The organism is Roseivirga sp. UBA838 (genome assembly GCF_002296035.1).
Classification (GTDB): Bacteria; Bacteroidota; Bacteroidia; order Cytophagales; family Cyclobacteriaceae; genus Roseivirga; species Roseivirga thermotolerans.
The window spans coordinates 1-23,347 of sequence record NZ_DBHC01000046.1 but is presented as its reverse complement, the minus strand read 5'-3'; the positions used below and the strand labels follow the sequence as shown (position 1 = coordinate 23,347).

General features: G+C 44.4%; 18 protein-coding genes. 13 read left to right on the top strand and 5 right to left on the bottom strand.

What is annotated here, in order from left to right:
• Positions 1-48 precede the first annotated feature (48 nt).
• The 4 genes from B3O12_RS16895 to B3O12_RS16880 are packed head-to-tail and all read right to left on the bottom strand — an operon-like array spanning position 49 to position 4,264.
• Positions 49-627, bottom strand: coding sequence for a YqaA family protein (locus B3O12_RS16895; protein ID WP_189631320.1), 579 nt, complete (start codon positions 625-627; stop codon positions 49-51).
• Positions 628-681: 54 nt separating this feature from the next.
• Positions 682-1,062 (bottom strand): response regulator transcription factor, encoded by a 381-nt coding sequence (locus B3O12_RS16890; RefSeq protein ID WP_189631321.1) that lies wholly within the window; start codon positions 1,060-1,062, stop codon positions 682-684.
• Positions 1,055-2,881: a sensor histidine kinase gene (locus B3O12_RS16885; protein WP_286757162.1), complete on the bottom strand. Its 1,827-nt coding sequence runs from the start codon at positions 2,879-2,881 to the stop codon at positions 1,055-1,057. Before B3O12_RS16885 ends, B3O12_RS16890 begins: the two co-directional genes overlap by 8 nt.
• Positions 2,882-2,935: 54 nt before the next feature.
• Positions 2,936-4,264, bottom strand: a complete 1,329-nt coding sequence (locus B3O12_RS16880; protein ID WP_286757161.1) for a M24 family metallopeptidase — start codon at positions 4,262-4,264, stop codon at positions 2,936-2,938.
• 317 nt (positions 4,265-4,581) lie between these two features.
• Here B3O12_RS16880 and B3O12_RS16875 point away from each other — a divergent pair, with 317 nt between their 5' ends.
• The 5 genes from B3O12_RS16875 (at position 4,582) to B3O12_RS16855 (ending at position 11,587) form a co-directional block, all read left to right on the top strand.
• A complete protein-coding gene (locus tag B3O12_RS16875; protein WP_286757160.1) occupies positions 4,582-5,487 on the top strand; it encodes a hypothetical protein in 906 nt (301 codons plus the stop codon).
• A gap of 148 nt (positions 5,488-5,635) precedes the next feature.
• Positions 5,636-7,492 carry a glycoside hydrolase family 13 protein gene (locus B3O12_RS16870; protein WP_286757159.1) on the top strand — a complete coding sequence of 619 codons (1,857 nt, stop codon included), beginning with the start codon at positions 5,636-5,638 and terminating at the stop codon, positions 7,490-7,492.
• Positions 7,493-7,498: 6 nt separating this feature from the next.
• Positions 7,499-8,017: an RNA polymerase sigma factor gene (locus tag B3O12_RS16865; RefSeq protein WP_286757158.1), complete on the top strand. Its 519-nt coding sequence runs from the start codon at positions 7,499-7,501 to the stop codon at positions 8,015-8,017.
• 53 nt (positions 8,018-8,070) lie between these two features.
• Positions 8,071-8,997 (top strand): FecR family protein, encoded by a 927-nt coding sequence (locus B3O12_RS16860; protein WP_286757157.1) that lies wholly within the window; start codon positions 8,071-8,073, stop codon positions 8,995-8,997.
• A complete protein-coding gene (locus tag B3O12_RS16855) occupies positions 8,948-11,587 on the top strand; it encodes a TonB-dependent receptor (RefSeq protein ID WP_286757156.1) in 2,640 nt (879 codons plus the stop codon). Before B3O12_RS16860 ends, B3O12_RS16855 begins: the two co-directional genes overlap by 50 nt.
• A gap of 106 nt (positions 11,588-11,693) precedes the next feature.
• Here B3O12_RS16855 and B3O12_RS16850 read toward each other — a convergent pair whose 3' ends face one another.
• Positions 11,694-12,728, bottom strand: a complete 1,035-nt coding sequence (locus tag B3O12_RS16850; RefSeq protein ID WP_286757155.1) for a PepSY-like domain-containing protein — start codon at positions 12,726-12,728, stop codon at positions 11,694-11,696.
• A gap of 186 nt (positions 12,729-12,914) precedes the next feature.
• Between B3O12_RS16850 and B3O12_RS16845 the strand changes: the two genes are divergently transcribed.
• From B3O12_RS16845 to B3O12_RS16810, 8 genes are all read left to right on the top strand, one after another.
• Positions 12,915-13,328 carry a response regulator gene (locus B3O12_RS16845; RefSeq protein WP_189631329.1) on the top strand — a complete coding sequence of 138 codons (414 nt, stop codon included), beginning with the start codon at positions 12,915-12,917 and terminating at the stop codon, positions 13,326-13,328.
• A gap of 90 nt (positions 13,329-13,418) precedes the next feature.
• Positions 13,419-15,443, top strand: coding sequence for an LruC domain-containing protein (locus tag B3O12_RS16840; protein WP_286757154.1), 2,025 nt, complete (start codon positions 13,419-13,421; stop codon positions 15,441-15,443).
• Between the two features lie 411 nt (positions 15,444-15,854).
• A complete protein-coding gene (locus B3O12_RS16835) occupies positions 15,855-16,613 on the top strand; it encodes a sugar transferase (protein WP_189631331.1) in 759 nt (252 codons plus the stop codon).
• Between the two features lie 2 nt (positions 16,614-16,615).
• Positions 16,616-17,779 carry an acyltransferase family protein gene (locus B3O12_RS16830; protein WP_286757153.1) on the top strand — a complete coding sequence of 388 codons (1,164 nt, stop codon included), beginning with the start codon at positions 16,616-16,618 and terminating at the stop codon, positions 17,777-17,779.
• 4 nt (positions 17,780-17,783) lie between these two features.
• The gene (locus B3O12_RS16825; RefSeq protein ID WP_189631333.1) at positions 17,784-18,497 is read left to right on the top strand and encodes a TolC family protein; all 714 of its coding nucleotides are present in this window, start codon (positions 17,784-17,786) and stop codon (positions 18,495-18,497) included.
• A 3-nt stretch (positions 18,498-18,500) separates the two neighbouring features.
• On the top strand, positions 18,501-20,564 hold the full coding sequence (locus B3O12_RS16820) for a GumC family protein (RefSeq protein WP_189631334.1): 2,064 nt from the start codon (positions 18,501-18,503) through the stop codon (positions 20,562-20,564).
• Positions 20,561-21,694 carry a glycosyltransferase gene (locus B3O12_RS16815; RefSeq protein ID WP_286748292.1) on the top strand — a complete coding sequence of 378 codons (1,134 nt, stop codon included), beginning with the start codon at positions 20,561-20,563 and terminating at the stop codon, positions 21,692-21,694. The genes B3O12_RS16820 and B3O12_RS16815 overlap by 4 nt, the downstream gene beginning before the upstream one ends.
• A gap of 86 nt (positions 21,695-21,780) precedes the next feature.
• Positions 21,781-23,268 (top strand): O-antigen ligase family protein, encoded by a 1,488-nt coding sequence (locus B3O12_RS16810; RefSeq protein ID WP_286757151.1) that lies wholly within the window; start codon positions 21,781-21,783, stop codon positions 23,266-23,268.
• Positions 23,269-23,347: the final 79 nt, after the last annotated feature.

Here is a 23,347-nt window from a genome sequence, read left to right as displayed (position 1 = left end):
TGGCTAGTATACTGGATCTAACAAATGCAAGCTAAATGAGTAACCCTATTAGATAACTCCCTCTAAATGCCAAATAATGATTCCATATACCACAAAGCGGAGTATTCTGAAGGAAGAATAAATCAGGTATTTTTTGAGCGGGTAGTCCATTGAGCCGGTGACCAGAGAAATCAGTGAGTATGGCAAGGGTGTAAGTGCAGCCACAATGATAAAACCACCTCCATATTGATCGTACCTCATTTGGTACTTTTTTAGTCGCTTATCGAACCAGCGATGAAAAAAATCTTTGGTGCTAATTACTTTTCCCACTGCAAAGTTTAGCCATCCGGCACCAATAGAAAGCAAGGCCATCACAATTACAATGATGGTATAAACCATTATGGGGTCGTCCTTAGACCAAATCATAAATAGCTCCGGAGGCAGAATACCTACCAATATTTCCGACACCACAAAAATGACAAGCATCAGCAGGTAATCGTCAGATACCCAATGCTCAATGGTATCATACTGGGTCTGAAAATAGTTTTTAAAGAGAATGAGCAGTACAACAAGTATAACCAGATAAAGAATGCCTTTTATCAGGTTTTTCGAGAAGTAGTTGTAGAAGTCTTTCTTGCTGCTTTCCATCGGTTGAAGGCACCAAAATAAGACAAATCTTCTGCATTTTGAGGTGTATATAGGCTATTTAGTTTGCGCTGCTTTATACTCATCAATAATCTGCTTGAAGAACATGGGATTAGTGAATTTATCGATAATATGAACCTCCCCGTAATTTTTTAATTCTACTGAAAGTTCGTCTTTCAGCTGGCCACTGTATATGTATATCCAGGTTTTATATTCACTAAGTGTTTCTATTACTTCGGCAATAAACTCAGACCCCTTCATATCGGGCATCATTTGGTCAGAAATGAGTATGTCTATCTTGTGCTTTTTAACCTCTTCTATAGCATCCCGGCCATTCATTGCCTGGTGAATAACCAAATCATCGTAAAAGAATTCGAGAAAGTCTTTTAGGGTATCTCTAACCGAAAAATTATCGTCTACCAGCAGTAAATTAATCATGGCGTTCTATTTCAATTCTAACGGAAGTTCCTACACCGGTTTTCGACTCCACATTTATGCTGTGACCGAGAAGCTGTGTCAACTCCTTGGCAAGGTAAAAACCAACACCTGAAACTTCAGATTTTTCATTCAGTTCAATCTTGGGATTTCCAAGCTCGGTGAGTTCTTGTTTTGTCATTCCCTCACCATAATCTCTTACTTCAATGACCAACCGCTTTTCTACACTAGCCATATATATTTCGGGCTGTCTGTCGCTGTTCATGGAGTATTTGCGGGCATTACTCAGCAGAGTGCTCAACACATATTCCAGCGTGGTAATGTCTGTCTTGTATTTTCCCTTGGTTAGCGTAGGCCGTCTTACTTCCATCGAAAACCGATGACTGATGCGATCGGCAATCTCATCAAAAGTATATACCCCTGTAGACTCTCCTCCCCGACTCATAAAGTAAACAAAGTCGTTGACCATTTCCTTGATGTCTTCTACCGCTTCGGAAGCCCCCTGAAGTATTTTAGACATCAGCTCGGGTGGCATTTGTCGGGCTCCCTGGCTGGCACGAAGCATTTCCATATTCATTTGCAGGGTAGCCACCGGTGTCTTAATCTCATGAGAAATGAGCGAAAGCATGGTCTGTTTGCTGCGATTAATCTGCTGCACCGAATCTTCCTTATCAATGGCTTTGATCTTTTGAACAAAGGTTCTGAACAGGGCCAGGTTGCAAAACACGATAATTAGCGAAACCAAGGCTACATTGAGGTAATAGGGTATTTCTCGAATACTCAAAAAGTTAATTACCTGAAAGAGGGTCCAAACTAACACCACCACAAGTGCGAAGAGCAGATAGCCTGAGGTTATTTCCTTTTCGGCTTTGGCCTTTATAATAATGTTTATGAAAACCGCCACATAAAATAGTACAAAGAAAAGGAAGTACTGCAGCAGACCGGTGAACACTATGGGCTCCAGAAACACCACGCAGCCCAGGCTTATAGCCACTCCTGAGAGGAAGATATACTTGAGATACTTGTTGGTTTGTTTGGGATACAAATAAAATATGAACAATCCGCCAAAGAGTGCTGCTGTGTGTATGGTTCCATATTCCATGTGAATGGACCAATCGAAAGGCAACTGATTGATGAGGGTATGCAAAGGATACGGATCTGCTCCAAGCATTCGATACATAAGGCTTATGGAGAATAGTGCGTAAAAGGGTATTTGCCACTCCAACTGCTGATAAGCAAAAGAAAAAGCCAGTAACACAAAGCCGGTGATAAAGAGGCCTCCGGCCAGAAACAAATTCACATCTTGTTGCAAATTTAGCTCATAACGCAAGTCGGCATAATTGCCTAACTCCAGTGCGTAAATCATTCCAGAGTTCACATGGTCATAATTGGCCACCTGAATGATAATTTCATAGGTTCCGGAAGCGGTAGGTGCCAATGAAAATACCTGCGGTTCTCTATAGGGCACATAGCTTTCTTTAGTTGTACCAACCCTACCACTCTCATAAACTAAGTCCCTGTTTATGAATAGTTTATAAGAGCTGAAAATATGCGGAATGTTCAACCCCAGTGGCTCCTTCTGGTCAGGGTTTATCCGCACCAATGTGCGGTAAGTGCCATAACCCGTTTTTGCAAAACCCAATTCTGCGTTGTCATACCAATCAGAAGGGACCTCCAGAACTACAGGTGTCAGCTTGTCCAAGCTATCTATCTCCAGAGTATTCCAATAAAACTCCCAATTTCCTTCCAGTCGTACGGGCTGCTCAAAAGTCTGGTCAGTCAAATCGAAAACCGATAGACTACCTGAGCTTTGCGCTAACATAGCGCAGTTTATTAGCCATAGACTTATGAGCAGTGATATTCGCATAAAAGCTGCTTAACGTACGATGATTATCTCTTCCTGGCGGCCATCAATGTAGCGGACTCCGCTGGCATCAAAATATGCTTCTTCCTCCAGCATTATACGTATTTCCTTCCCCCACTCCTCAATGTAGGTGGCAGCATTCAGTTCGATGGAATAGGCCGTATTCAAATGCAGTGGATAGTCGCCCGTAACGGGTACCCCGCCCTGCGAGTCCCACATACCGAGTGTTGTGCCTGCAGCATGGCCGTGGTAGCCAATAGGGTGTGTATATATGGAGGGCTTAATTCCCTCGGCAATGGCTTGTTCACGACTCATTTTGAGCACTTCGTTGCCCGTGCGCCCTTCTTTAAAATGACCGGTGAATATGTCTTGTAGTCTATTTCCGTTTTTAAAAGCCTTCTTCAGGTAATCGGGAACATCGGTTTCTCCGGGTCTCAGTACATAAGCGTGCTGCTGCTGATCGGTATTCAACCTTAGGTAAGTGATACCGAAATCGCAGTGCAACAGATCGCCCGGCATAATGACGTTCTTTTCTGGTCGTTTGGAAAAGGTTCGCAGATGATCGAAACTCTCAGGGTCTGCCCGCTGCACATCAATAGTTGGATGAAACCAGGTTTCGAGCTTCAACTCTTTCACCTTTTCGCGCATCCACCACACCACATCTTCAGTAGTCGTTACTCCCGGAGTAATCACCTTGCTGGAAAATGCCTCCTTAATAATATTGTGCGACAGCCTCACAATGTGCGGATATATGGCCATCTCTGCTTCTGTTCTGGTTTCGAGCCAGCCAATGGCCACCTTTTCGGCCGAAACAACACGAGAGGCCCAATTGCCTAAAGAAGCTTTTAGCTCTTCATAATCGGTGGCAACAATACCATCAGCCAAGCCAAAGTACTCCGACTTATTCACTCCAATCTTCTTAGGGTTTCTCTCCTTGACCAACTCCGCAAAGCGTGCCCATTGGTTAGGTTGTTGCTCCTTGTCCCAGGCACTTTTAAAAATAGACCCCACATCGTAGCGGGCTACAGCCAGGGTTTCAATGCCCTTTTCCGGCCCACGATCATAAAAAATAAGAATAGTTCTTCTTCGGGCAGCCAGCCATTCGGCAGGCAAAAGTGTTTTAATTACCGGGTCTTCGTTGTACTCGCGAGAAACTACCACCCACATGTCTATACCCTCTCGCCTCATGATTTCCGGCAGGTAGTTTTGAACTTTATCTTCCAGCAGGCGGTTAATGGTGGCTGCACGATCTTTCATGGATAAAATATGGCCGTAATCGTGCTGGGCATTCAGTGAAAAACTGAGCAGGGACAAAGAAATGAGGAGTGTTAGTTTGTTCATGCATTTAAGGTTTACTGCCTAAAACTATAATAAGTATGGGAAAGAAAAGTGCAGAAGGACAAACAAAGTTGAACATCTTCCGAAAAACACATCAATTTTTTGATCAGTATAAGCAATACGCTTTCCTAATCAAACACACTGTTCATTTAAATAAAGGACTTTACTTAACTCCCCTTGCCTGACTCTGACCAGCCATAAGGGAATCGCCTATGGCCATTTTTGCCCTGACTGTCGTTCAAACAGTTTTTTTAACGTTAATCAAAAACCCAAGTCACTTTTTCTCAATCTGTCGTTATTCGCCAAACAATTAAATACCAATGCAAGGACTAAAGCTCACCACACTACTTGTCTTTTTAACAACCGGCTATTTCAGCTTCAATAATAACCCACCTAAATCAGAGGATAACGGCCAGAACAATGAACCTCAAATTCTGCACCCTGGCACACTCTCCAACGATTTACCACAATGGAATAACTACTTTAATCGCAAACTGAGCATTGGCCTTTGCACCCAGCTCATAGATGGCAAGTCTCGCATTATTCAATATCCCTATGCAGACAGTGCCTTCTCTCAGGGCAGCATCATTCCTTTCAAAGAACAGTTTGAGTATGCTTCTCCTTGGGTGAACCTGGAGGGAGATTATATGTTGCTTCAAGCTAATATTGGCCCCTTAGGCGAAGTAAGTCGCGACTTTGGCATTTGCGAATCAAGGTTGGTAAACGGCCAATGGACACAACCCAAACCTCTAAATCACATAAATAACATGCCGGGCAATGAAGGTTCTCCGGCTCTTGCCGAAAACGGAAATCTCTATTTCAACGCTCAGAATGGCAACAGAGGCTACGATATTTTTGTACTGAAAAAAGGGGCTACCAAACCCGTTGCGTTACCCGAAGCAATTAATTCTACTTACTACGAAGGAGACTTTTATATTGATAAAGATGAGAAGTTTATTGTGTTTTCTTCGGCCGATAGGCCCGATGGACAAGGCTCGACAGACTTGTACATTTCTTTCAACGAAAACGGCCGATGGACAAAATCCGTTTCTTTAGGCAACCGAATTAACACAGCCGCAGAAGAGTTCAGTCCCTATGTTTCTATGGACAGGCGCTTTCTGGTGTTTACCAGCAATCGCAATTACCCCGATGGCCTCATTCCTTCCTATAACCACTTTATTGTAGAAATTGATCTGGACAGAATAAAGCAGCACTTTGGTGACTGACCCTCTCTATGACGGTATGTGTGGCAGCAGGCCATAAAAAAGTGTGGTGCATTGCAAACGTTTGATTGGGTGAATTAGATCCACTCAGCTTCATATCTTTTCTCAAATCTTGAGAATTGATTAGTTTACCCTACACAAACCGAAAACTATGACCCGATACCTGATTAGACCGCTTGCTCTGTTATTCCTCCTTGTTTCGTCTCTTAGTGCGCAAACCGATTTACGGGTAGAACCTCCTTTTTGGTATACCCAAATGCAGAGCAACCAATTGCAGCTCATGATTCACGGGGCCAACATTGGCCGGTTTCAGGCTTCGGTAGATCATCCAGGAATAAAAATCACCAAACAGATTACAGGCGACTCACCCAACTATCGGTTTGTTTATCTCCAAATTGACCCTGACGTAAAACCCGGCAGTTTTAGCCTAAGCCTTAAAAACGGAGATCAAACCAAAACCATTACTTACAGCCTGAAAGAACGCGCCAAAAGCATCAACAGAAATCAGGGTTTTAGCAGTGAAGATGTAATATACCTGCTCATGCCCGACCGTTTTGCCAACGGCAACCCGGCCAATGACACGGTAGAAGGAATGCTGGAACCCGCCCGGAGAAACGACCCCAGTGGAAGGCACGGAGGAGACATTAAGGGCGTTCAAGATCATCTGGATTATATAAAGAATCTGGGCATGACGGCTGTTTGGCTTACCCCCGTTTTTGAAAACGATCAGACTCCCGAATACAAGGCTTACCATGGCTATGCAGCTACCGATATGTATAAAATAGACAGGCGTTTTGGCAGCAATGAGGAGTTTGTAGCCTTTGTAAAGGCTTGCCACGATAAAGGACTTAAAGTGATCATGGATATGATTCACAACCACATTGGCGATCAGCATTGGTGGATGAAGGACCTACCCTTCAACGATTGGGTGCACGATCAGTCCGTCTATGGCAACACAAACTATCGTGGCACAGTAGCTTCCGATCCCTATGCCTCTCAGCACGACACTGACCGACTGGTAAAGGGCTGGTTTGTGAACGAAATGCCCGACCTGAACCAGCGCAACCAGCAATTAGCCGACTACCTTATTCAAAACACCTTATGGTGGATAGAATATTCAGGTATAGATGGTATTCGAATGGATACCTACCTCTACCCCTATCAGGACTATATGGCTCGCTGGGCCAAAGAGGTATTGGAGGCTTATCCTTCATTCAATATCGTTGGTGAATCATGGGTAGAAAGTGTAGCCCATGAATCATACTGGCAAAAAGATCGCGATGGTGAAAATGATGGGTATAACTCTCACCTGCCATCGGTTACGGACTTCCAGATTCATTTTGCAGTTCGTGATGCCTTTAACTCTCCCTTCGGATGGGAATCGGGCATCATGCGTCTCTATTACACCCTTTCGCAAGATCGGTTGTACTCAGACCCCATGCAAAATGTGATCTTCCTGGACAACCATGACATTAACCGCATTTACAGCACGCTTGGCGAAAACCTGAATAACCTTAAAATGGCCTACGCCTTCTTAATGACCACCCGAGGAATTCCGCAAGTCTATTACGGAACGGAATTGGCCTTTAAAGCAGGGCCTGGTTCTTGGGGAGATGGTGCCAAACGGGCCGATATGCCGGGCGGTTGGCCGGGAGACGCTCGCTCGGTTTTTACGGCCGAAGGGAGAACACCGGAAGAAAATGCCATGCATAGCTATGTGACCAAGCTAACCAACTGGAGAAAAACCAGCGATGCAGTTAAAAATGGCAAGCTGATACACTTTGTACCCGAAGAGAATGTGTATGTTTATTTTCGATATACCAATCGCGAGCGCGTAATGGTTATTATGAATATGAACGATACGGAGGCCACCATTTCACGAAAAAAACACCTCGAAATGTTAAGGGGCTATACCTTTGGCCTGGATGTAATCACCGGCAAAAGCACCAATGTGGGACAAGATTTTAAAGTTCCGGCCAGAACAACCACAATACTTACTCTAAAATAAACCGTATTGGATTTTTCACAAGCCAAGCATAGTTGCGATGAATTCATCTACAATGCCCTCTTTAGAAGCATAGCCCCACTCTTGCGAAATTTTCTCTATGCCCGCTACAAGGATGTTGAAAAAGCTAATGATATGGTGCAGGAAGCCTTTCTTGCCTTATGGAAAAACTGCAGTAATGTGCTACCTGCCATGGCCAAAGCCTATGTCTTCAGAGTAGCACAAAACCAAATGCTTAAAAGCATTGATAAGGAGAAGACCAAAGACAAGCATATTCACTTTATTCAAAAAAGTACCAATTATGAAACTCCTCACTATCAATTCGAATTCAGTGAATTTGACCGAAAAGTGCAGGCGGCTATTGCCAGTTTACCGGAGGGCCAGCGCGAAGTGTTTCTGATGAACCGGATTGAAAAGCTTACATATACTGAAATAGCAGAACTACTGGAGGTGAGTGTAAAGGCGGTTGAAAAACGCATGCATAAGGCCCTCCAAAAACTAAGAGCAGACATTCATGAAAATATATAAACGTTAGGTAGGGTAAAATCCATCTGACCGGATGTAAGGGTAGAACAACACCAATGAGCGACAACCACCATAGCGAAGAAACCATCAATCGCTGGCTGCAAGGCAAGCTTTCGGAAGCCGAGCGTATAGCTTTTGAGCAATCGCCTGAGGGACAGGACTACCTGCAAATTGTGCAAGCCACCGACAAACTGGGCTTTCCTGACTACGATGTAGAGGCCGAACTACAAAAGCTACACGCGCTCAAAAAAGAGCAAGGACCCAGCGCTTTCTCGTTCTGGAAAATAGCCGTTGCAGCCCTGCTTATTGTTGGTGTAAGCTTGGTATACTACCTCACCCAAACCGGGTATACCACTCACAACACCGGCTTTGGTGAGACCTTAGCCATTACATTGCCAGATGCCTCTGTGGTTACCTTAAATGCCAACAGTGAACTGCGATACAAAACCTCTGATTTTGCGGAAGATCGAAAACTGAAGCTCCGGGGAGAAGCTTTTTTTGAAGTAACCAGGGGGATAGATTTTGAAGTCCAAACCTCTGAAGGCAGCATAAAAGTGCTGGGCACCAGTTTCAATGTGAAACAACTTAGAAACGCGCTGGAAGTACAGGTATATTCAGGACTAGTGGCTGTTGAAGGGAGTAGCACCCGACAGCAGCTCCAAAAAGGCGAAGGCTTGCGGTTAGAAAATGGTGTATTACACAAAAGCTGGACAAAACCGGTGGAAAACAAACCTTTATGGATTAGTGAGCACCTGGTGGAATTAGAAGATGCTCCCCTTCAGGAAGCACTTGTGCAACTAGAAAATAGCTATGGCATAACCATCCGTTCTAATATTTCAACGGACTCGATTAGATTTACAGGAGCTTTCCCAACCGATGATGTAGAGAGTGCTCTGCGCATCGTCTTGTCGGCTGCAGAACTAGACTATACCTATGACCCGCAAAATAAAGTACTTACGATCAGCGGCCGTCAAAATCCTTAGTTTTTGGCTGTTCTCAACCTGTTGTGCTGCGGTCTTTGGGCAGGCAGAAAGTAGCTCTAATGAACAGCAGCCTTTAAAACAGGTGTTGGCCCAACTGGAAAGTACTTATGGTGTCTATTTTTCCTACAATCCGGCAGAAATTAAAGGATTAACAACTTCTTTACCGGACTCAACACTTTCTACGGAAAAGGCTCTCCGCCAATTGCTGCAGGATTTACCCTTAAGCTTTGAAAGGGTTAAGGATAAGTTTTATGTCATAAAAAAAGCAGACTCTCGATTTGTAGAACTGCGGATTGAAGATGGTGAAACAGGAGTACCACTACCCTTTTCAACCGTTCGGCTAAAAGGAACCTCCAAAGGGCAAATAGCCAACAATGAAGGGGTTGCCCGTTTAATTATTCCGGCCGGAAAAGAACAGTGGCTAGAGGTGTTTTTTCTGGGCTACCAAACCAAAAGCATTTGGTTAGATACCTTGTCTGCGGTAAGTAGCCTCAAACTCAACCTTTATCCGGAACCACTGGAATTGAATGACTATGAGATAAAAGAATACCTGAATCCGGGCATAGTAGCTGACCCCAAAGCCAATAGCTTTCGCATTTTACCACAAGAGATGGAAATTTTGCCCGGTCTTTCGGAGCGTGATGTGCTTCTTTCAGCACAAATTATTGCAGGCGTCAGCTCCAACGATGAGTCGGCCTCCGGCATCAATATAAGAGGCAGTTCCAGAGACAATACGTTGCTTTATTGGAACAATGTGCCCATTTATCATACTGCCCATTATTTTGGCAATATTTCTAGTTTCATTCCCTCTTCGGTGGGGGCACTCGATATCTACAAAAACTACATTCCGGTGCGCTACGGAGGAGCTTCTGCCGGTCTAATAGCCATACAACCCCGAAATTCTGTTGAGGACAAAATCAGCGGAGAAATAAGTACTAATATGACCCATGCCGATGGTTTCCTCAAGTTGCCTGTGTTGGATAAAAAAGGCTCTCTGATGCTGGCCGCCAGACGTTCGTATAACGATGCCATACCCACATGGACCTTCAACGCCTACGGCCGCAAGCTTTTTGAAAGCGAGACTAGAGATAGACAAGGACTATTGCGTGTAGCCGACTTTAGCAACAATCTGAATTTTAGCGACTTAAATCTACAATGGAACTATGAAGCGTCCAGTCGATCCAACTTTAGTATTGGCTACATTTCGGCACATAGCCAGTTTGGCTATAAGGAAATGAATCCTCAACAAAGGATCAACATTGAGCAGGCGCATGAGGTGGATAGCTACGGAGCCGATCTGGCCTGGAACTACCGGGTGGCCGATAGAACCTCCTTGGCTGTTAGCATGGCTTATTCCGACTATGCCATGGCCTACTCTTTCACCAACCTGCGTAACCCCTCCGATACCAGCGATGACGATACGGAAAGCAGAAGCAACACAGTTAAAAACTGGGAAGCCCGGGTGGCACTCACCCAAAGGTTTGGAAAGGGTCATTTGCTTAGTTATGGCTATCAGTTCAATAATTTAGACATTGTCAATCTCATCAATACCCAAAACTTCTTTGAACAAAACAATGCTGAGCTAATCGACTCAAAGGCCAATGTGCACGCCTTTTTTAGCGATATGAATTTAACAATGAACCAAGACTTTGAGTTGGTGCTCAGTGGCCGACTCACCCTGCTCGAGTCGCTGCAAAAAACAGTTTTCAGTCCTCAAATTAAGCTCAATTACAACCTGGGCTCTCACCTGCTGTTCAAATCATCGTACGGTCTTTACCATCAGTATCTAAGTACGATCAAAGAATCTCAGTTCACCCTTTCTAATGCCGTGGAACAGCACTGGTTACTAGCTGATAATGAAGAACTTGTACCTTTAGTAGAAAACCAACAGTTGAGCATTGGATTGATCTACAATTATGCAGACTGGTTATGGGATGTGGACATTTACACAAAAGCTATCGATGGGCTATTGGCGCGTAATCTGGGCTTTGGCTTTACTCGCGAAGATGGCTTCAACCAGGGCAGTGAACGCATTTGGGGAGTAGACCTTACCCTGCGCAAACGCTGGAAATATTTTCGCACGTGGATAAATTACAACTTTCAAGACTCTGAGGTTAGCTTCAGCAACCTTTTTCCCAATTCCTTTCCTTCAAGTCTGAATATTCGACATCAGGTTGGTTGGTCGGGCAGCTACAGCAAAGGAGCATGGGAATTTTCGCTGGGTTACACCTTTAAAACCGGGGCTCCTTATACCAGTATTGACAATGTAAGGCTTGATGACAGACGACCTCCGCCACCTCCGGGGCAGGGTAACCCGGGAGACAGACAGTATAAACTGCGTTTTAGCGCACCTAATAGTATCAGACTGCCAAATTACCACCGGGCAGATGCTTCTATTTGGCACAGGTTTAAAGGACATAACTGGAAAGGTGAAGTAGGCCTTAGCTTCATCAACCTGTTGAATAGAACCAACACCTATGCTGTAAGCTATTTGGTAGATTTTAATAGGAATGGCGATGTAGATGTGCTTGAACGAACCAAATTCTTCTTACGCTTCACTCCTAATGTGAGTTTACGCATACTTTTTTAGCCCTACAGGGCTAAAAAAAGCGCCAATAAGTTCTGTAGATTCCAAACTTATTGACGCCAAAGCCGGGTTGTCAGGAGATCATTTGCCCCGTTGACCCATAAATAGTTTACCCTTCATTTTCACAATTATCACCTCCATGATGACCATAACGTTGACTCTCAATAAAGGAGCCATCGGCTGCAAAAAGCAGTGCCAGGGTTGGTTCATTTAATATTACCCCATACTCACCAGCCGCGTTGGTTCCGGCCCGCATTATAGTGGCATCGGGATAATTTGTGCCTATATAATCCAGCACGTTTTGGGGCAAACTCTCAGAATCTATAGCCGTCCACTCTCTGCTGTGATGACTGCCGAGTTCTCTGGCAGCAATAAAATGACCATCGGCATCGAACAAGAGCGCAATGGCCGAATTCAGAACAACTCCATACTGCCCTTCCCTGTTTGTTCCGGCACGGACCAATTCGTTGTCTGGGTAGTGCTCGGCAATGTAGCGTAAAACAGATGTGGGCAAAGAGTCGGTCGGTATGGCCTCCCAGCCTTCGTCATGTGCTCTGCGCTTTCTTCTTCGTTTTTTGTCTTGCGCACTTCTTTCTTCTATAAAATTGCCCTGCGCATCGAATATTACGAGTGGTCCCTCGGCCAGCTTCACATAATATTGGCCTTCGGCATCTGTTCCTGCTCTTTCTATCGCAAAATCGGCATAATTATCGGCCAGATAGAGGCTAATGGCTTCCGGCAGATCTTCAGTGGCTATGGCGGTAAGCTCCGGTCTTCTTTTTCTTCTACCGGCTTCCTCTATTGTTTCAGTATGATTCCCGGCATTGTCAAAGCGCAGGGCTGTCCTGTTTCGCAGCAATACCACATAACCACCATTTTCGTCTAGCCAGGCTTTGGTAATGGTTTCTGAAGGATAATTTTCGGAAACATAGTCGACAACAGCTGGGGGCAGGTCATCAGCAGCAAGCACCGTCCACTCTTCCATTTGACTACTGCCAAAGGCTGCAGAATCCAGTTCGGTAGTCTCAGCTTCGGCTGCTACTTCATTCAAAATGTCTGGGTTGGCATCTTCATTATCACAGGCTGTACACAGCCCTACCAATAGCACGAGTGCCGCTAACATCAGGTTTTTTAGGTTTTTCATTCCTTTGAAATTTAGTTGTACATGCATTTTTGAGTTCATTTCACTTGAACTTTGACCTTAAATACTGTTGGTAGCCATTTACCCCACCCCCATAGACAGAGAGTAATCTGTAATAGCTTACCAGTTATCGAAGAATCACTACCATTGATCGATTCTGCCTGAAAAATGCCTGTAAACGAGGCAGATTTGAAGAAAAACAATCGCATGGAAACCATACTTATCGTTGAACACAGCTACATGATGAGACTCTTCCTCATCAATTACCTGAGCAAGAATTTTGATGTGAATGCCGTAGAAACCCCTACTGAGGCATTAGAATATCTGGAAAAGAATTTGAGACCGGCAGCCATACTGTCCAACTTTCATTCAAATGCCAGCCGTGAGCGTGAAGGCTTTCAACAAATGATAGCCACGCTGGAGCAAAACAACATTCCACTTATTGTATTGACCGATCAGGACAAGAGTGATCAACGCATTGAGGCCCTAAAACTTGGAGCCAAAGATACCATGAGTAAACCCTTTAATCCCGTAGAAATGCAGCTTAGACTTATGACAGCCATGGGCTTTAAGCAAAAAGATAAGATGAAACGAGTGGCTTAGATTCTGCCAATAACCGCTCGTTAACCAAACACTAATGCAACAACACCAAAAGCCCCTATTCAAATTAAATTTTCACCAGAGCAAACAACAATGAAAAAACTATTGCCATTGATTACTTTGCTTCTCCTGGTACAAAGTTGCCTCGAAAAGCCAGTTGTTGAATTAGAAGAAACGGTTAACGAAACTACTAATTTCGACTTTGCCACTACCCAGGAGGTTGCCATAGATATAAGTTTGGCTGACGCCTCAGGGAACGCCTTTAAGGGCGTAAAATTCTCCATTTTTGAAGTTGACGGAGATACACTTGGTAAGCAGTTGTTTACTGCAGTTACCAATGCCAGCGGAGCTTTCCGAGACAATCTTAGCCTTCCGGCATATTATGAATCTGTTTATGTTCAATCTGCATTTGTAGGTATTCCAGGACAAATTCAGGTACCCATTCAAAACAACCTCATAGAAGTTGTTTATGCCGAAGGAGAACTTAAGTCGGCCATTATAGAGAAAGAGGAACAATCTCAGGGAGGCACTGCTGCCAACCAAAGCTATTCAGTAAACGGAATTACTTTCAGCTACATGGATAACTATAGCTTTTGGTGGGGTGTTCCCAAAAACCTGGAGAAGAAAAGAGATAAGATTAGTACCGATTTATTAGACATCATAAATTCTTCATTGCCTGAAGGACAACCCGTTCCCGATTATCATCCTACCTACCTGGCTGATGGCCGTAAAACTACTCTGGATATAGTAGAAACTGCCGATGTATGGCTAACCTTTGTACATGAGGGTGCAGGATGGAGAAATGCGATTGGTTTTTACACCTACCCTACGAGCAACCCTCCCAGTACACTAGACGATATTGATGTAATTAATGTGGCCTTCCCGAACCTGTCTTATTTTGGGTCGGGCGGTAAATTACGATCAGGCGATAAAATTAATCTCGGACGCTTTGAACCCGGCACTTCCATTGGGCTTGTACTTTTGGCTGACGGATGGAATGGCTGGAATTCTGAAAGCTATGATTATCTGGTATTTGCCGATAAAGACCTGAATCCTGAGAGCGATCCTGCGCTTAGACAACACAATGTGCTTCTTTGGGACGAAGAAAACGAGCTCTTTTTACTGGGCTTTGAAGATGTGAATCGGGAATACCTGTGGTGCGATCAGGATTTTAACGATGCCATTATGTTTGTAACTTCTAACCCTCCCACCGCTATTAGCACCACTAATGTGAGCCCGGTAGATAAGCCAGGAACATTAGACTCTGACGGTGACGGAATCAACGATGTGTTGGACGAATTCCCTAATGATGCCAATAAAGCTTACTCCAGCTATTACCCTTCATCTTCTACCTTTGGCAGTTTTGCCTTTGAAGACAATTGGCCAAACTATGGAGACTACGACTTTAACGACCTGGTGATTGACTATCAGTTCAAGCACATTCTGAATGCGGATAATAAGGTTGTAGAAATGGAGTCTAAGTTTAAGGTGAGAGCCATTGGAGCTGGTTACCGAAACGGCTTTGGTTTTGCCACCAAGCTGCTGCCTGGAGACGTTAGTTCCAGCACCGGACAGTTGATTAACAATGCCAACATAAAGCTGAATGGAAACGGCACTGAGCAAGGACAAGACAATGCGGTGTTTATAGTAACCAGCAGTGTACACGACCTCTTTTCTACTTCAGGGTTTGTAAATACTGAAGACGGAGCACAAGAGTTGGAACCTCAAGTTTTGACCATACAAACTCAGCTGACCAACCCAAAGGCTTATTCAGAGATTGGCACAGCTCCTTACAATCCATTTCTGATTATTGGACAAGACCGTGGACGTGAAGTACACCTGCCCGGCTATGAACCAACCAATCTGGTGAACTCAGAATACTTTGGAACCTTAGACGATAATTCCGATCCGGATGCCGGAGTCTATTACCGTTCCAAAACAGATTTGCCGTGGGCTATTCACCTGCCTGAAAGCTTCGATTATCCTACGGAGAAGATAGATATTAGAGAAGGCCACCTTCGGTTTAGAGACTGGGCCCAAAGCTATGGCTATAGCTATATGGACTGGTACAAAGAGCGAGATGGCTACAGAAACAGAAGAAAACTATTCAAAAAGTAAGTGTCGGTTTAGTTTGTGTTTTTTGGGGCTGCTCAGTTGAGCGGCCCTTTTTTTATGCTATGCCTCCTGGTTTGGGTCAAACAAGGTTCTCCACGCAGTGCCAGTATGTCTCAGCTTCATGGTATGCAACGGCTTCCCTGCCAATCGGACAGCCGAAGACAGCTACAAGAAGTGGTACCAGAGAAAGATTTGACACAGCCCGAAATGGTGCTAGTGTAGTTCTCCCGAAAGGTCTAAAGCCAGCAATCTCATCCCAAAGTGACCAATTGCACAGCACCGCCTCCAATCACCCTCATTTTTCATTTACCGACAGAGAAGGGCATTCATCTGCCATTACCGGTCAGTCATCTAATAAAACCGTCATGGCCTCAGGCTTAAATTATTTTTGATTAAACGAAAAACACAAAAACCGTGAACAAAAGAGCCACATTTATCGTCAAACGAATCTTCGATATCCTCTTTGCGGGAACGCTGATTCTACTTATTAGCCCCATCCTGATAATCGTGTCACTGGCCATCAGGCTCGACTCGAAAGGGCCCATTTTCTACTATTCATACCGGGTAGGTAGAAACTACAAGATCTTCAAGTTCTACAAGTTCCGTTCTATGAGAACTGATGCCGACCGATTGGTTGAGAAAATGAAGCACCTTAACCAGTACGGAGTTGCAGAAGACAACCAGTTGGAAGAGCGTGCCTTGAACAGACATGCGATTGCATGGCATGCCGATGACCCGATTGTAATTGCTGATGAAAAGTATAGCGAAAAGGATCGCTTTGAAGATCTCAAATCTCAAGACAACAGCAATTCATTCGTAAAATTTAAGAACGATCCACGCATTACAAGAATAGGTCGGTTTATCCGAAACACCAGCATCGATGAACTACCTCAGCTTTTCAACATTCTTAAGGGCGATATGTCGGTAGTAGGCAACAGACCTCTACCACTTTATGAAGCAGAAAAACTTACCACTGACGAACGAGTGGGCAGATTCCTCGGTCCTGCTGGCCTTACCGGCTTATGGCAGGTAACCGAACGCGGCAAAGAAAATGTAGACCCGGAAAACCGAGTGAAGCTAGACATAGAGTACGCCATGAATTACAATTTATGGATGGACCTTAAAATATTAATAAAGACGCCCCTGGCGGCCTTCCAAACCGAAAATGTGTAATCATGCAATGGCTTCTCAAAAATCTAAAAAGACCCAATTCGGGCAGAGCTTATCTTCCATTTGTTGACGGAATACGATTTGTAGCCATACTGCCTGTTGTAATTCTCCATGCCAACGAACGATTTCTCAGGTATGTATATGGCGAACACAATCTGGAAGGTGCTACCGAACAAGTGAGTTACCTGATTAGCCGAGGAGCCATTGGTGTTATGATTTTCTTCGCCCTGAGCGGTTTTGTACTGGCCTTGCCTTTTGCCAAAGGTAGCAGCAATGGCCCTTTTAGTTATAAAAAATACTTTACCAGAAGGTTGGAGAGGCTCGAACCTCCCTACATCTTCTGGATGAGTTTGTTTGCCCTCGTACTCTTCCTTAAAAGCAATATCCCCTTTGAACAACTCGCTGGCCATTACTTCAGCAGTATTTTCTACGTGCACAATATAGTATATGCCGATTTCCCCATCATTAACCCTGTCGCCTGGTCGCTGGAGGTAGAAATACAATATTATCTACTCGCTCCATTTCTAGCCATCGGTTACTTCAGTATAAAAGCGGTGGTTAAAAGACGCCTAATGCTGATTGGCTTCACAGCCCTGTTCATTGTGGCACAGCATCTTTTAGGTTGGCAGTTCCAACCCTTCCGAGCGAGCTTGTTGGGCCAATTACAACACTTTCTCATTGGCCTTTTTGCAGCCGACTTGTTTGTGCACTCCAAAAACTGGTTGGCAGCCAAGCACAGAGCTTATGATCTACTTGGGGTTATTTCCTTTGCCATTATGATGTTTACCTGGACAGACGATATGGAAAAAGCACTGCTCTTTTCGGTTGCCCTCTGTGGGTTCTTCCTTAGTACACTCAAAGGGCGCTCTATTCCACAAATTCTTTCTTTCAAATGGATTCCTGTCATAGGTGGCATGTGCTATACCATCTATCTTACCCACTTACCCCTTTTGGAGTTGTTTTATTCATTCATCGCCAAAATCGGTTATTCAACGACATATTTCTTAGGTCTAACGATAAGCCTGAGCATTGTGCTCGCTATGGTCTTACTTAGTAGTATCATTTTTTACCGGGTCATTGAGCGGCCATTCATGAAGAAAGACGGAATGAGCCAGGTGATCGACAAAGTGAAATCACTCTTCGGTAAGAAAATGGCAAAAACAGAATAAGACCATGAAAAAGACACTTAGCATACTCGCCCTTCTTATCGGCCTTCAGTGGGTGGCCATGGCTCAGAGCCCCACCCAGCTCAAGGTAGAAAACCTTAGACCCGTAGAAGAACTTATTGCTGTGGCCATGCAACAGTCATCGGCTATCAAAGCTCTGGGAGTAGCTCAGCTACAGGCCGATCAGGAAATACAGATCAACAAAAAGAAGTGGTTGCAGCACATCACGGTGGCAGCAGGTGTCAATTATGGTAACGGCATTGTGGCCGATCAGCTTACGGGCGATCAAAGCGGTACAAGACTTACTTACCTGAGCCGTCAGAATGTAACCTACAATCTTGGTCTTAACATTAGACTACCCTTTACCGAGGTGAGCTCAAGAAAAAACGAAATCAAGCTTCAAGCGCTTGAAAAGGAAAAGCTGGATCATCTGAAGGGCAAAGAAGAAGAACTCATTAAAAAAGAAATCATAAAAATTTATTCTAACCTGAAGCACTTCATCAAGGCGGTTGAAATTCAGGTAGAAGTAGTACAATCGAACGAAATGGCTCTGGAAGTGGCTGAAGGCTACTTCAAAGCCGGTAAGCTTCCCCTTGAGCAGTACCGAATGGCCATGGAATCGCTTTACTCCTCAAAAATGGAGTTTGAAAAAGCCAAAAACGAAGCGTGGTTGGCTTACACTACCCTTAAGACTATTGTTGGAGAAGATATACTCAAGTAAGTCATGACCATTGTAGAAATCGTACGACTTATAGTAAGGTACTTCCACTTTATAGCCGGAACCGCCATACTCCTCGCCTTCCTGGTCTTCTACAGCACCAAAGACGGTAAGAAAGAGTACTCCACTCATACGCTACTCAATACGGGTCTCATCTCAGGTTACAGTATCGAAAGCAATGCCAGCGGTAGAGTGGATTATGCCAAAACCAACAACGAGTTAGAAAACCTCATCAACCTGGCTACCTCTTACGAAACCAACAAGGAACTCTCGGCCCGACTAATGGCACACCTTCTGTTGGCCCGCAAAAAAGGAGTACTAAGACTTTTGCCAGAAAATTTAGATCACTTTGAGCAAACCCTGAAAAACCTGGAAATCAATATTACTGATCAGGATACAGAAATCTCAATTTATCAGAAACTGGTAAATATGAGAGAAGCCGATCAGTTCAACGAAGTATACCTGATTGCTAATTCCAAGAACGATTTCTTTGGCATTGAGCAATTGGAAAACCTGGTGGTGACCCGCGAAGGTAACAGCGACATGATTCGCATGGAATACACCTCAATAGATCCGTACATAAGCCAGAAAACCCTCGAACTCCTCACCGGCATTTTCATGTCGAAGCAAAAAGGAATTAAAGAAGGCCAAAGCGATTCTGTAATTGGCTTCTTTGAGCAAGCTGTAAACAAATCTTCTGCAAAATTAAAAGGGGCTGAGGATGCTCTACTACAGTTTCGTGTAAACAACAAAATCATTAACTATTACGAGCAAACCCGCTTTATCTCGGGCAACAAAGAAGAACTAGACAAGCAGTACCAGGACGAGTTGAAAATATTAGCCGGAGCCAAATCGGCCCTTGCAAAAATTGAAATTGAAATCTCCGACCGCGACATCCTTGCCAGCCTGCAAACCAAACTTGCCAATAATCGAGGCAACATTTCTAAGTACAGTGCCGAGCTTGCTTCACTTGAGCTAACCGCAGACACCGTACCTAATCAGGCCATGGTAATTCGCAAATCTGAGCTCAACCTGCAGATTGACTCGCTCAAAAGCCAAATGACCAATATTGCCAACGATTTGCTGTTTACCAGCCAAACTCCTGATGGGCTTGAAACTCGCGAAATGCTTACCCAGTGGCTCAACTTCACCATTATGAAAGAAGAGTCTGCCGCCAAGCTATCCGTAATGGAGGCACGCCAGCAGGAGTATGAAAGAATTTATGACCGCTTTGCCCCCTTAGGTTCTACCCTAAAGAGACTTGAGCGCGAAATTGATGTGGCCGAAAGAGAATATCTGGAAAACCTACATAGCTACAACCAGGCTCGATTGCACAAGTACAGCATGATGATGTCGAGCAATATTAAGGTAATAGATGCGCCTTACTACCCCATTAAGCCGCTAAAGTCTAAGCGAATGATGATGGTGATTCTGGCCTTCTTAGTAGGAGCCATTTTGCCTACAGCCATCATTATTGCCTCAGAGTTGATGGATAATTCTTTGAAGAAGCCGGAAACAGCCAAGGTGCAAACCGGATTGTATGTAGGCGGCATATTAGCCAAAAACACCAAAAAGCTTCAAAAGAGCATAGACATGGACTCGTTGGATCGATTGGCCCTTAACCTCTTTGTTCAGGAATTAAGAGCCAATGCACAAGGGGTGAAAGAACCAAAGACCGTAATTTTCTTTAGTACCGAAGCGGCAGAGGGTAAAAGCTACATTATTGAGCAATTAGAGAAGCACTTCCCCTATCTCAATTCGGGTGAAAATCCTGAGTTCATTTTCAAAGAACTTCCTTCTATTCTGCATAACCCATACTCGGAAGAAGAAGTAGCCAGCGGCAATGTGCATGTACTCGTAGCCCGTGCCAACAGAAGATGGATGGCCTCAGACAAACATGTATTGAAGATATACCGCAAGCTTGCCAATAAAAAACCCCTACTATTTATCAACGCGGTGACTGCCGAGGTAATGGAAGAAGTAATTGGCGAAATACCTAAGAAAAGAAGCTGGCTGAGAGCCAGAGTAAAACAAGTGTTAACCACAGGTTTTAAAACTAACTCCATATGAAAAAAGTGATCGTTTGTCATAGTTTTCCGGCTTGGGACACCCCCTATATTAAGTCTACCATTGAGTTGCTCAAGCAATTAAGCGCAGACCATCGTGTAATAATGATAGACTATCACTACACACTTAAAGATCTGTTTTTCAATAAATTTGCTCCTGTTAAACAAATTTTAGGTTTAAGCAGAAGAACACGTACTTTCACCACAAATCAGGGAGCCATTGAGGTAATCTCAACTCCCCCTATACTGCCCATCAACTGGATTAAGCACAAAGGTTTGTTTAAGGCAATGGCCCGGCTAAACGCCTGGGTCATTGGCAGGAGCATCAAAAAACAGCTACAGCGATCAGCAGTAGATTCTTATACTTTGGTGAACGCCTTTAATCCCGTCTATGGCTACTACTGCCGTTCATACTTCGCTCCGCTTAAAACAGTCTATTACTGCTACGATGAAATTGCCGCTACCGAATGGTCGGGAGTACATGGAGCAGCCTATGAAGAACGTTTTATGCCATTGGCCGATGAGGTGATTTGCACCAGTAGTGTATTAAAAAGAAACAAGTCAGAGCTGGCCAAACAGATTCAGTTTATACCCAACGGGGTAAATCTGGACCTCTTTCTAGCCCCACACAAAGAGAAAAGCAATGGCTCTACGATTGGCTACATCGGAGCCATTGATAGCCGGATTGACTTCGATCTGGTTGCACATTGCGCTCAGGCCCTGCCCGAGTTTGAATTTCAGTTCTACGGACCGGTGAAAACCACTTTGCCAAAACTACCGGCCAATGTGAAAATGCTGGGCGCAGTGGCTCAGGAACTATTGCCCGAAAAAGTTCAGGCCTTTGATGTTTGCCTCATTCCATTTGTAAAGAGTAAACTCACCGAAGCCATTTACCCACTCAAAATCAATGAATACCTGGCCATGGGAAAAGCCGTAGTTTGCACCGATTTCTCAGACCTTTCCGACTTTGAAAAAGTGGCCGAAATAGCCACAGACAAAGATGGTTTTGTAAAGGCCATTCGGAAAGCCCTGCGATACAACACCAGACTAAAAACCCAAAAACGAATTGAGTTTGCCAAACAAAACTCCTGGGAACATAGAGCCCGGCAGTTTGCCGAAGCACTTTCCGCTTAACGCTCTTTTCGGTTATTCACCGAAGCATACCATCCATTGAACGAGTACAGACCAAATTGGCCTAAAGCCTTTGCACTTTTGTATTCATGGATAATCCACAAAACGTTTATACTCCAAAGGGTGCAGCCATTTTTGGCACTCCATTAGGATGGCTCATTATTCTGGCCATTCTGGGGCTTAGTTTTGTACTTATTCACTTTATAGGCCTCATTGGTGGCATGCTACTGCTAGGGCTACCCGTAGGCCTGGTGGTAGTTTCCTACATATGGAACCGACCCAAGATTGGCGTATGGGGAACACTCATTATGGCTTTCTTTTCGGCCGGAATTACCCGATATGTTCCCGGCCCCTGGGGACTCACGGTAGACATACTGCTTGCCCTTTCATGGCTAAGTATAATTCTCAATAAATCCATTAAACCCAACTGGAAACACGCCAAAAACCCGATTGTGGCCCTCACCAGCTTTTGGATGCTTTTTCTGGCTCTTGAAATCGTAAACCCCAGTGGCAACGGGCTCATTGCCTGGTTTTATGCCATGCGCGGAATTGGCTTTTATCAGGCACTTACGGTACCCCTGGTCTTTCTCTTTTTCAGAAAGCAGAAAGACATGGATCAATTCTTTAACGCCCTTATACTATTTTCTCTAATTGGTACGGTTTGGGGCTTTAAGCAGCAAATACTGGGAGTAGATGCAGCGGAACATCACTGGCTTTATGCCGAAAACCATCATGAAGAGCATGTATTGCATGGGGTATTGAGGGTCTTCTCCTTCTACTCCGATGCGGGGAGTTTTGGCTCATCGCAGGCCATGATGGCCCTTATGTGCGGTATTCTGTTTATGGGTCCCTACCCCACAGCCAAGAAAATAAAATACCTTGTTCTTGCCATTGTATTCTTGCTGGGCTTTGCCATTTCAGGAACCAGAGGGGCTTTGGCCGTGCCATTGGCCGGAGGTATTGCATACCTCATACTCATAAAGAATTTTAAAATACTTATAGCCGGCTTTAGTGCCATGATCATTGTGTTTGTCATACTCAAATACACTTTTCTTTTTCAGGGTGTTGAACAGGTAAGGCGAATGCGAACGGCATTAGACCCTAATAACAAGTCGCTTAGTGTACGGCTGGAAAACCAGAAAACCTTTGCCCGATATCTGGCCACACGACCTTTTGGTGGAGGCATAGGCACAGCTGGTTTTTGGGGCGCACGATTTAACCCTGATTCTCTGATGGCCAATACGGCCACCGACAGTTGGTTTGTGAAAATCTGGGCAGAAACGGGGCCCATTGGCTTAATGGTTCACCTCGTTGTGTTGGGATTTATACTCGGCTATGGTGGTTTAAAGATTATGCGGATGCGCTGTCTCAAAAACCGCACACAAGCTTCTGCCTTATATGCCATGCTGGCAGGAGCCATTTTTGCGAGTTATGGCAACCAGGTACTCATTCAAATGCCCACCGGTATCATACTCAATTTTGCCATTCCGTTCATCTTCTTAATTGCTGAACGAGACACCAAAACCTGGCTCAAAGGCATTAAAAAGCCATCTAAACTCAGAGAGCTATTACAGTAATCTAACCTGAATTCGATTTAAGTAAGTAGTAAAATACCCCCTCTTAGGACGTCATTGCGGAATTTTCCTCTGAAAACTT

Coding starts and splice junctions, on each gene's coding strand:
- B3O12_RS16850 (WP_286757155.1), bottom strand. CDS start 12,728: ATGAAAAACCTAAAAAACCTGATGTTAGCGGCACTCGTGCTATTGGTA.
- B3O12_RS16875 (WP_286757160.1), top strand. CDS start 4,582: ATGCAAGGACTAAAGCTCACCACACTACTTGTCTTTTTAACAACCGGC.
- B3O12_RS16870 (WP_286757159.1), top strand. CDS start 5,636: ATGACCCGATACCTGATTAGACCGCTTGCTCTGTTATTCCTCCTTGTT.
- B3O12_RS16825 (WP_189631333.1), top strand. CDS start 17,784: ATGAAAAAGACACTTAGCATACTCGCCCTTCTTATCGGCCTTCAGTGG.
- B3O12_RS16820 (WP_189631334.1), top strand. CDS start 18,501: ATGACCATTGTAGAAATCGTACGACTTATAGTAAGGTACTTCCACTTT.
- B3O12_RS16830 (WP_286757153.1), top strand. CDS start 16,616: ATGCAATGGCTTCTCAAAAATCTAAAAAGACCCAATTCGGGCAGAGCT.
- B3O12_RS16840 (WP_286757154.1), top strand. CDS start 13,419: ATGAAAAAACTATTGCCATTGATTACTTTGCTTCTCCTGGTACAAAGT.
- B3O12_RS16880 (WP_286757161.1), bottom strand. CDS start 4,264: ATGAACAAACTAACACTCCTCATTTCTTTGTCCCTGCTCAGTTTTTCA.
- B3O12_RS16815 (WP_286748292.1), top strand. CDS start 20,561: ATGAAAAAAGTGATCGTTTGTCATAGTTTTCCGGCTTGGGACACCCCC.
- B3O12_RS16860 (WP_286757157.1), top strand. CDS start 8,071: ATGAGCGACAACCACCATAGCGAAGAAACCATCAATCGCTGGCTGCAA.
- B3O12_RS16895 (WP_189631320.1), bottom strand. CDS start 627: ATGGAAAGCAGCAAGAAAGACTTCTACAACTACTTCTCGAAAAACCTG.
- B3O12_RS16855 (WP_286757156.1), top strand. CDS start 8,948: ATGACCCGCAAAATAAAGTACTTACGATCAGCGGCCGTCAAAATCCTT.
- B3O12_RS16810 (WP_286757151.1), top strand. CDS start 21,781: ATGGATAATCCACAAAACGTTTATACTCCAAAGGGTGCAGCCATTTTT.
- B3O12_RS16890 (WP_189631321.1), bottom strand. CDS start 1,062: ATGATTAATTTACTGCTGGTAGACGATAATTTTTCGGTTAGAGATACC.
- B3O12_RS16885 (WP_286757162.1), bottom strand. CDS start 2,881: ATGTTAGCGCAAAGCTCAGGTAGTCTATCGGTTTTCGATTTGACTGAC.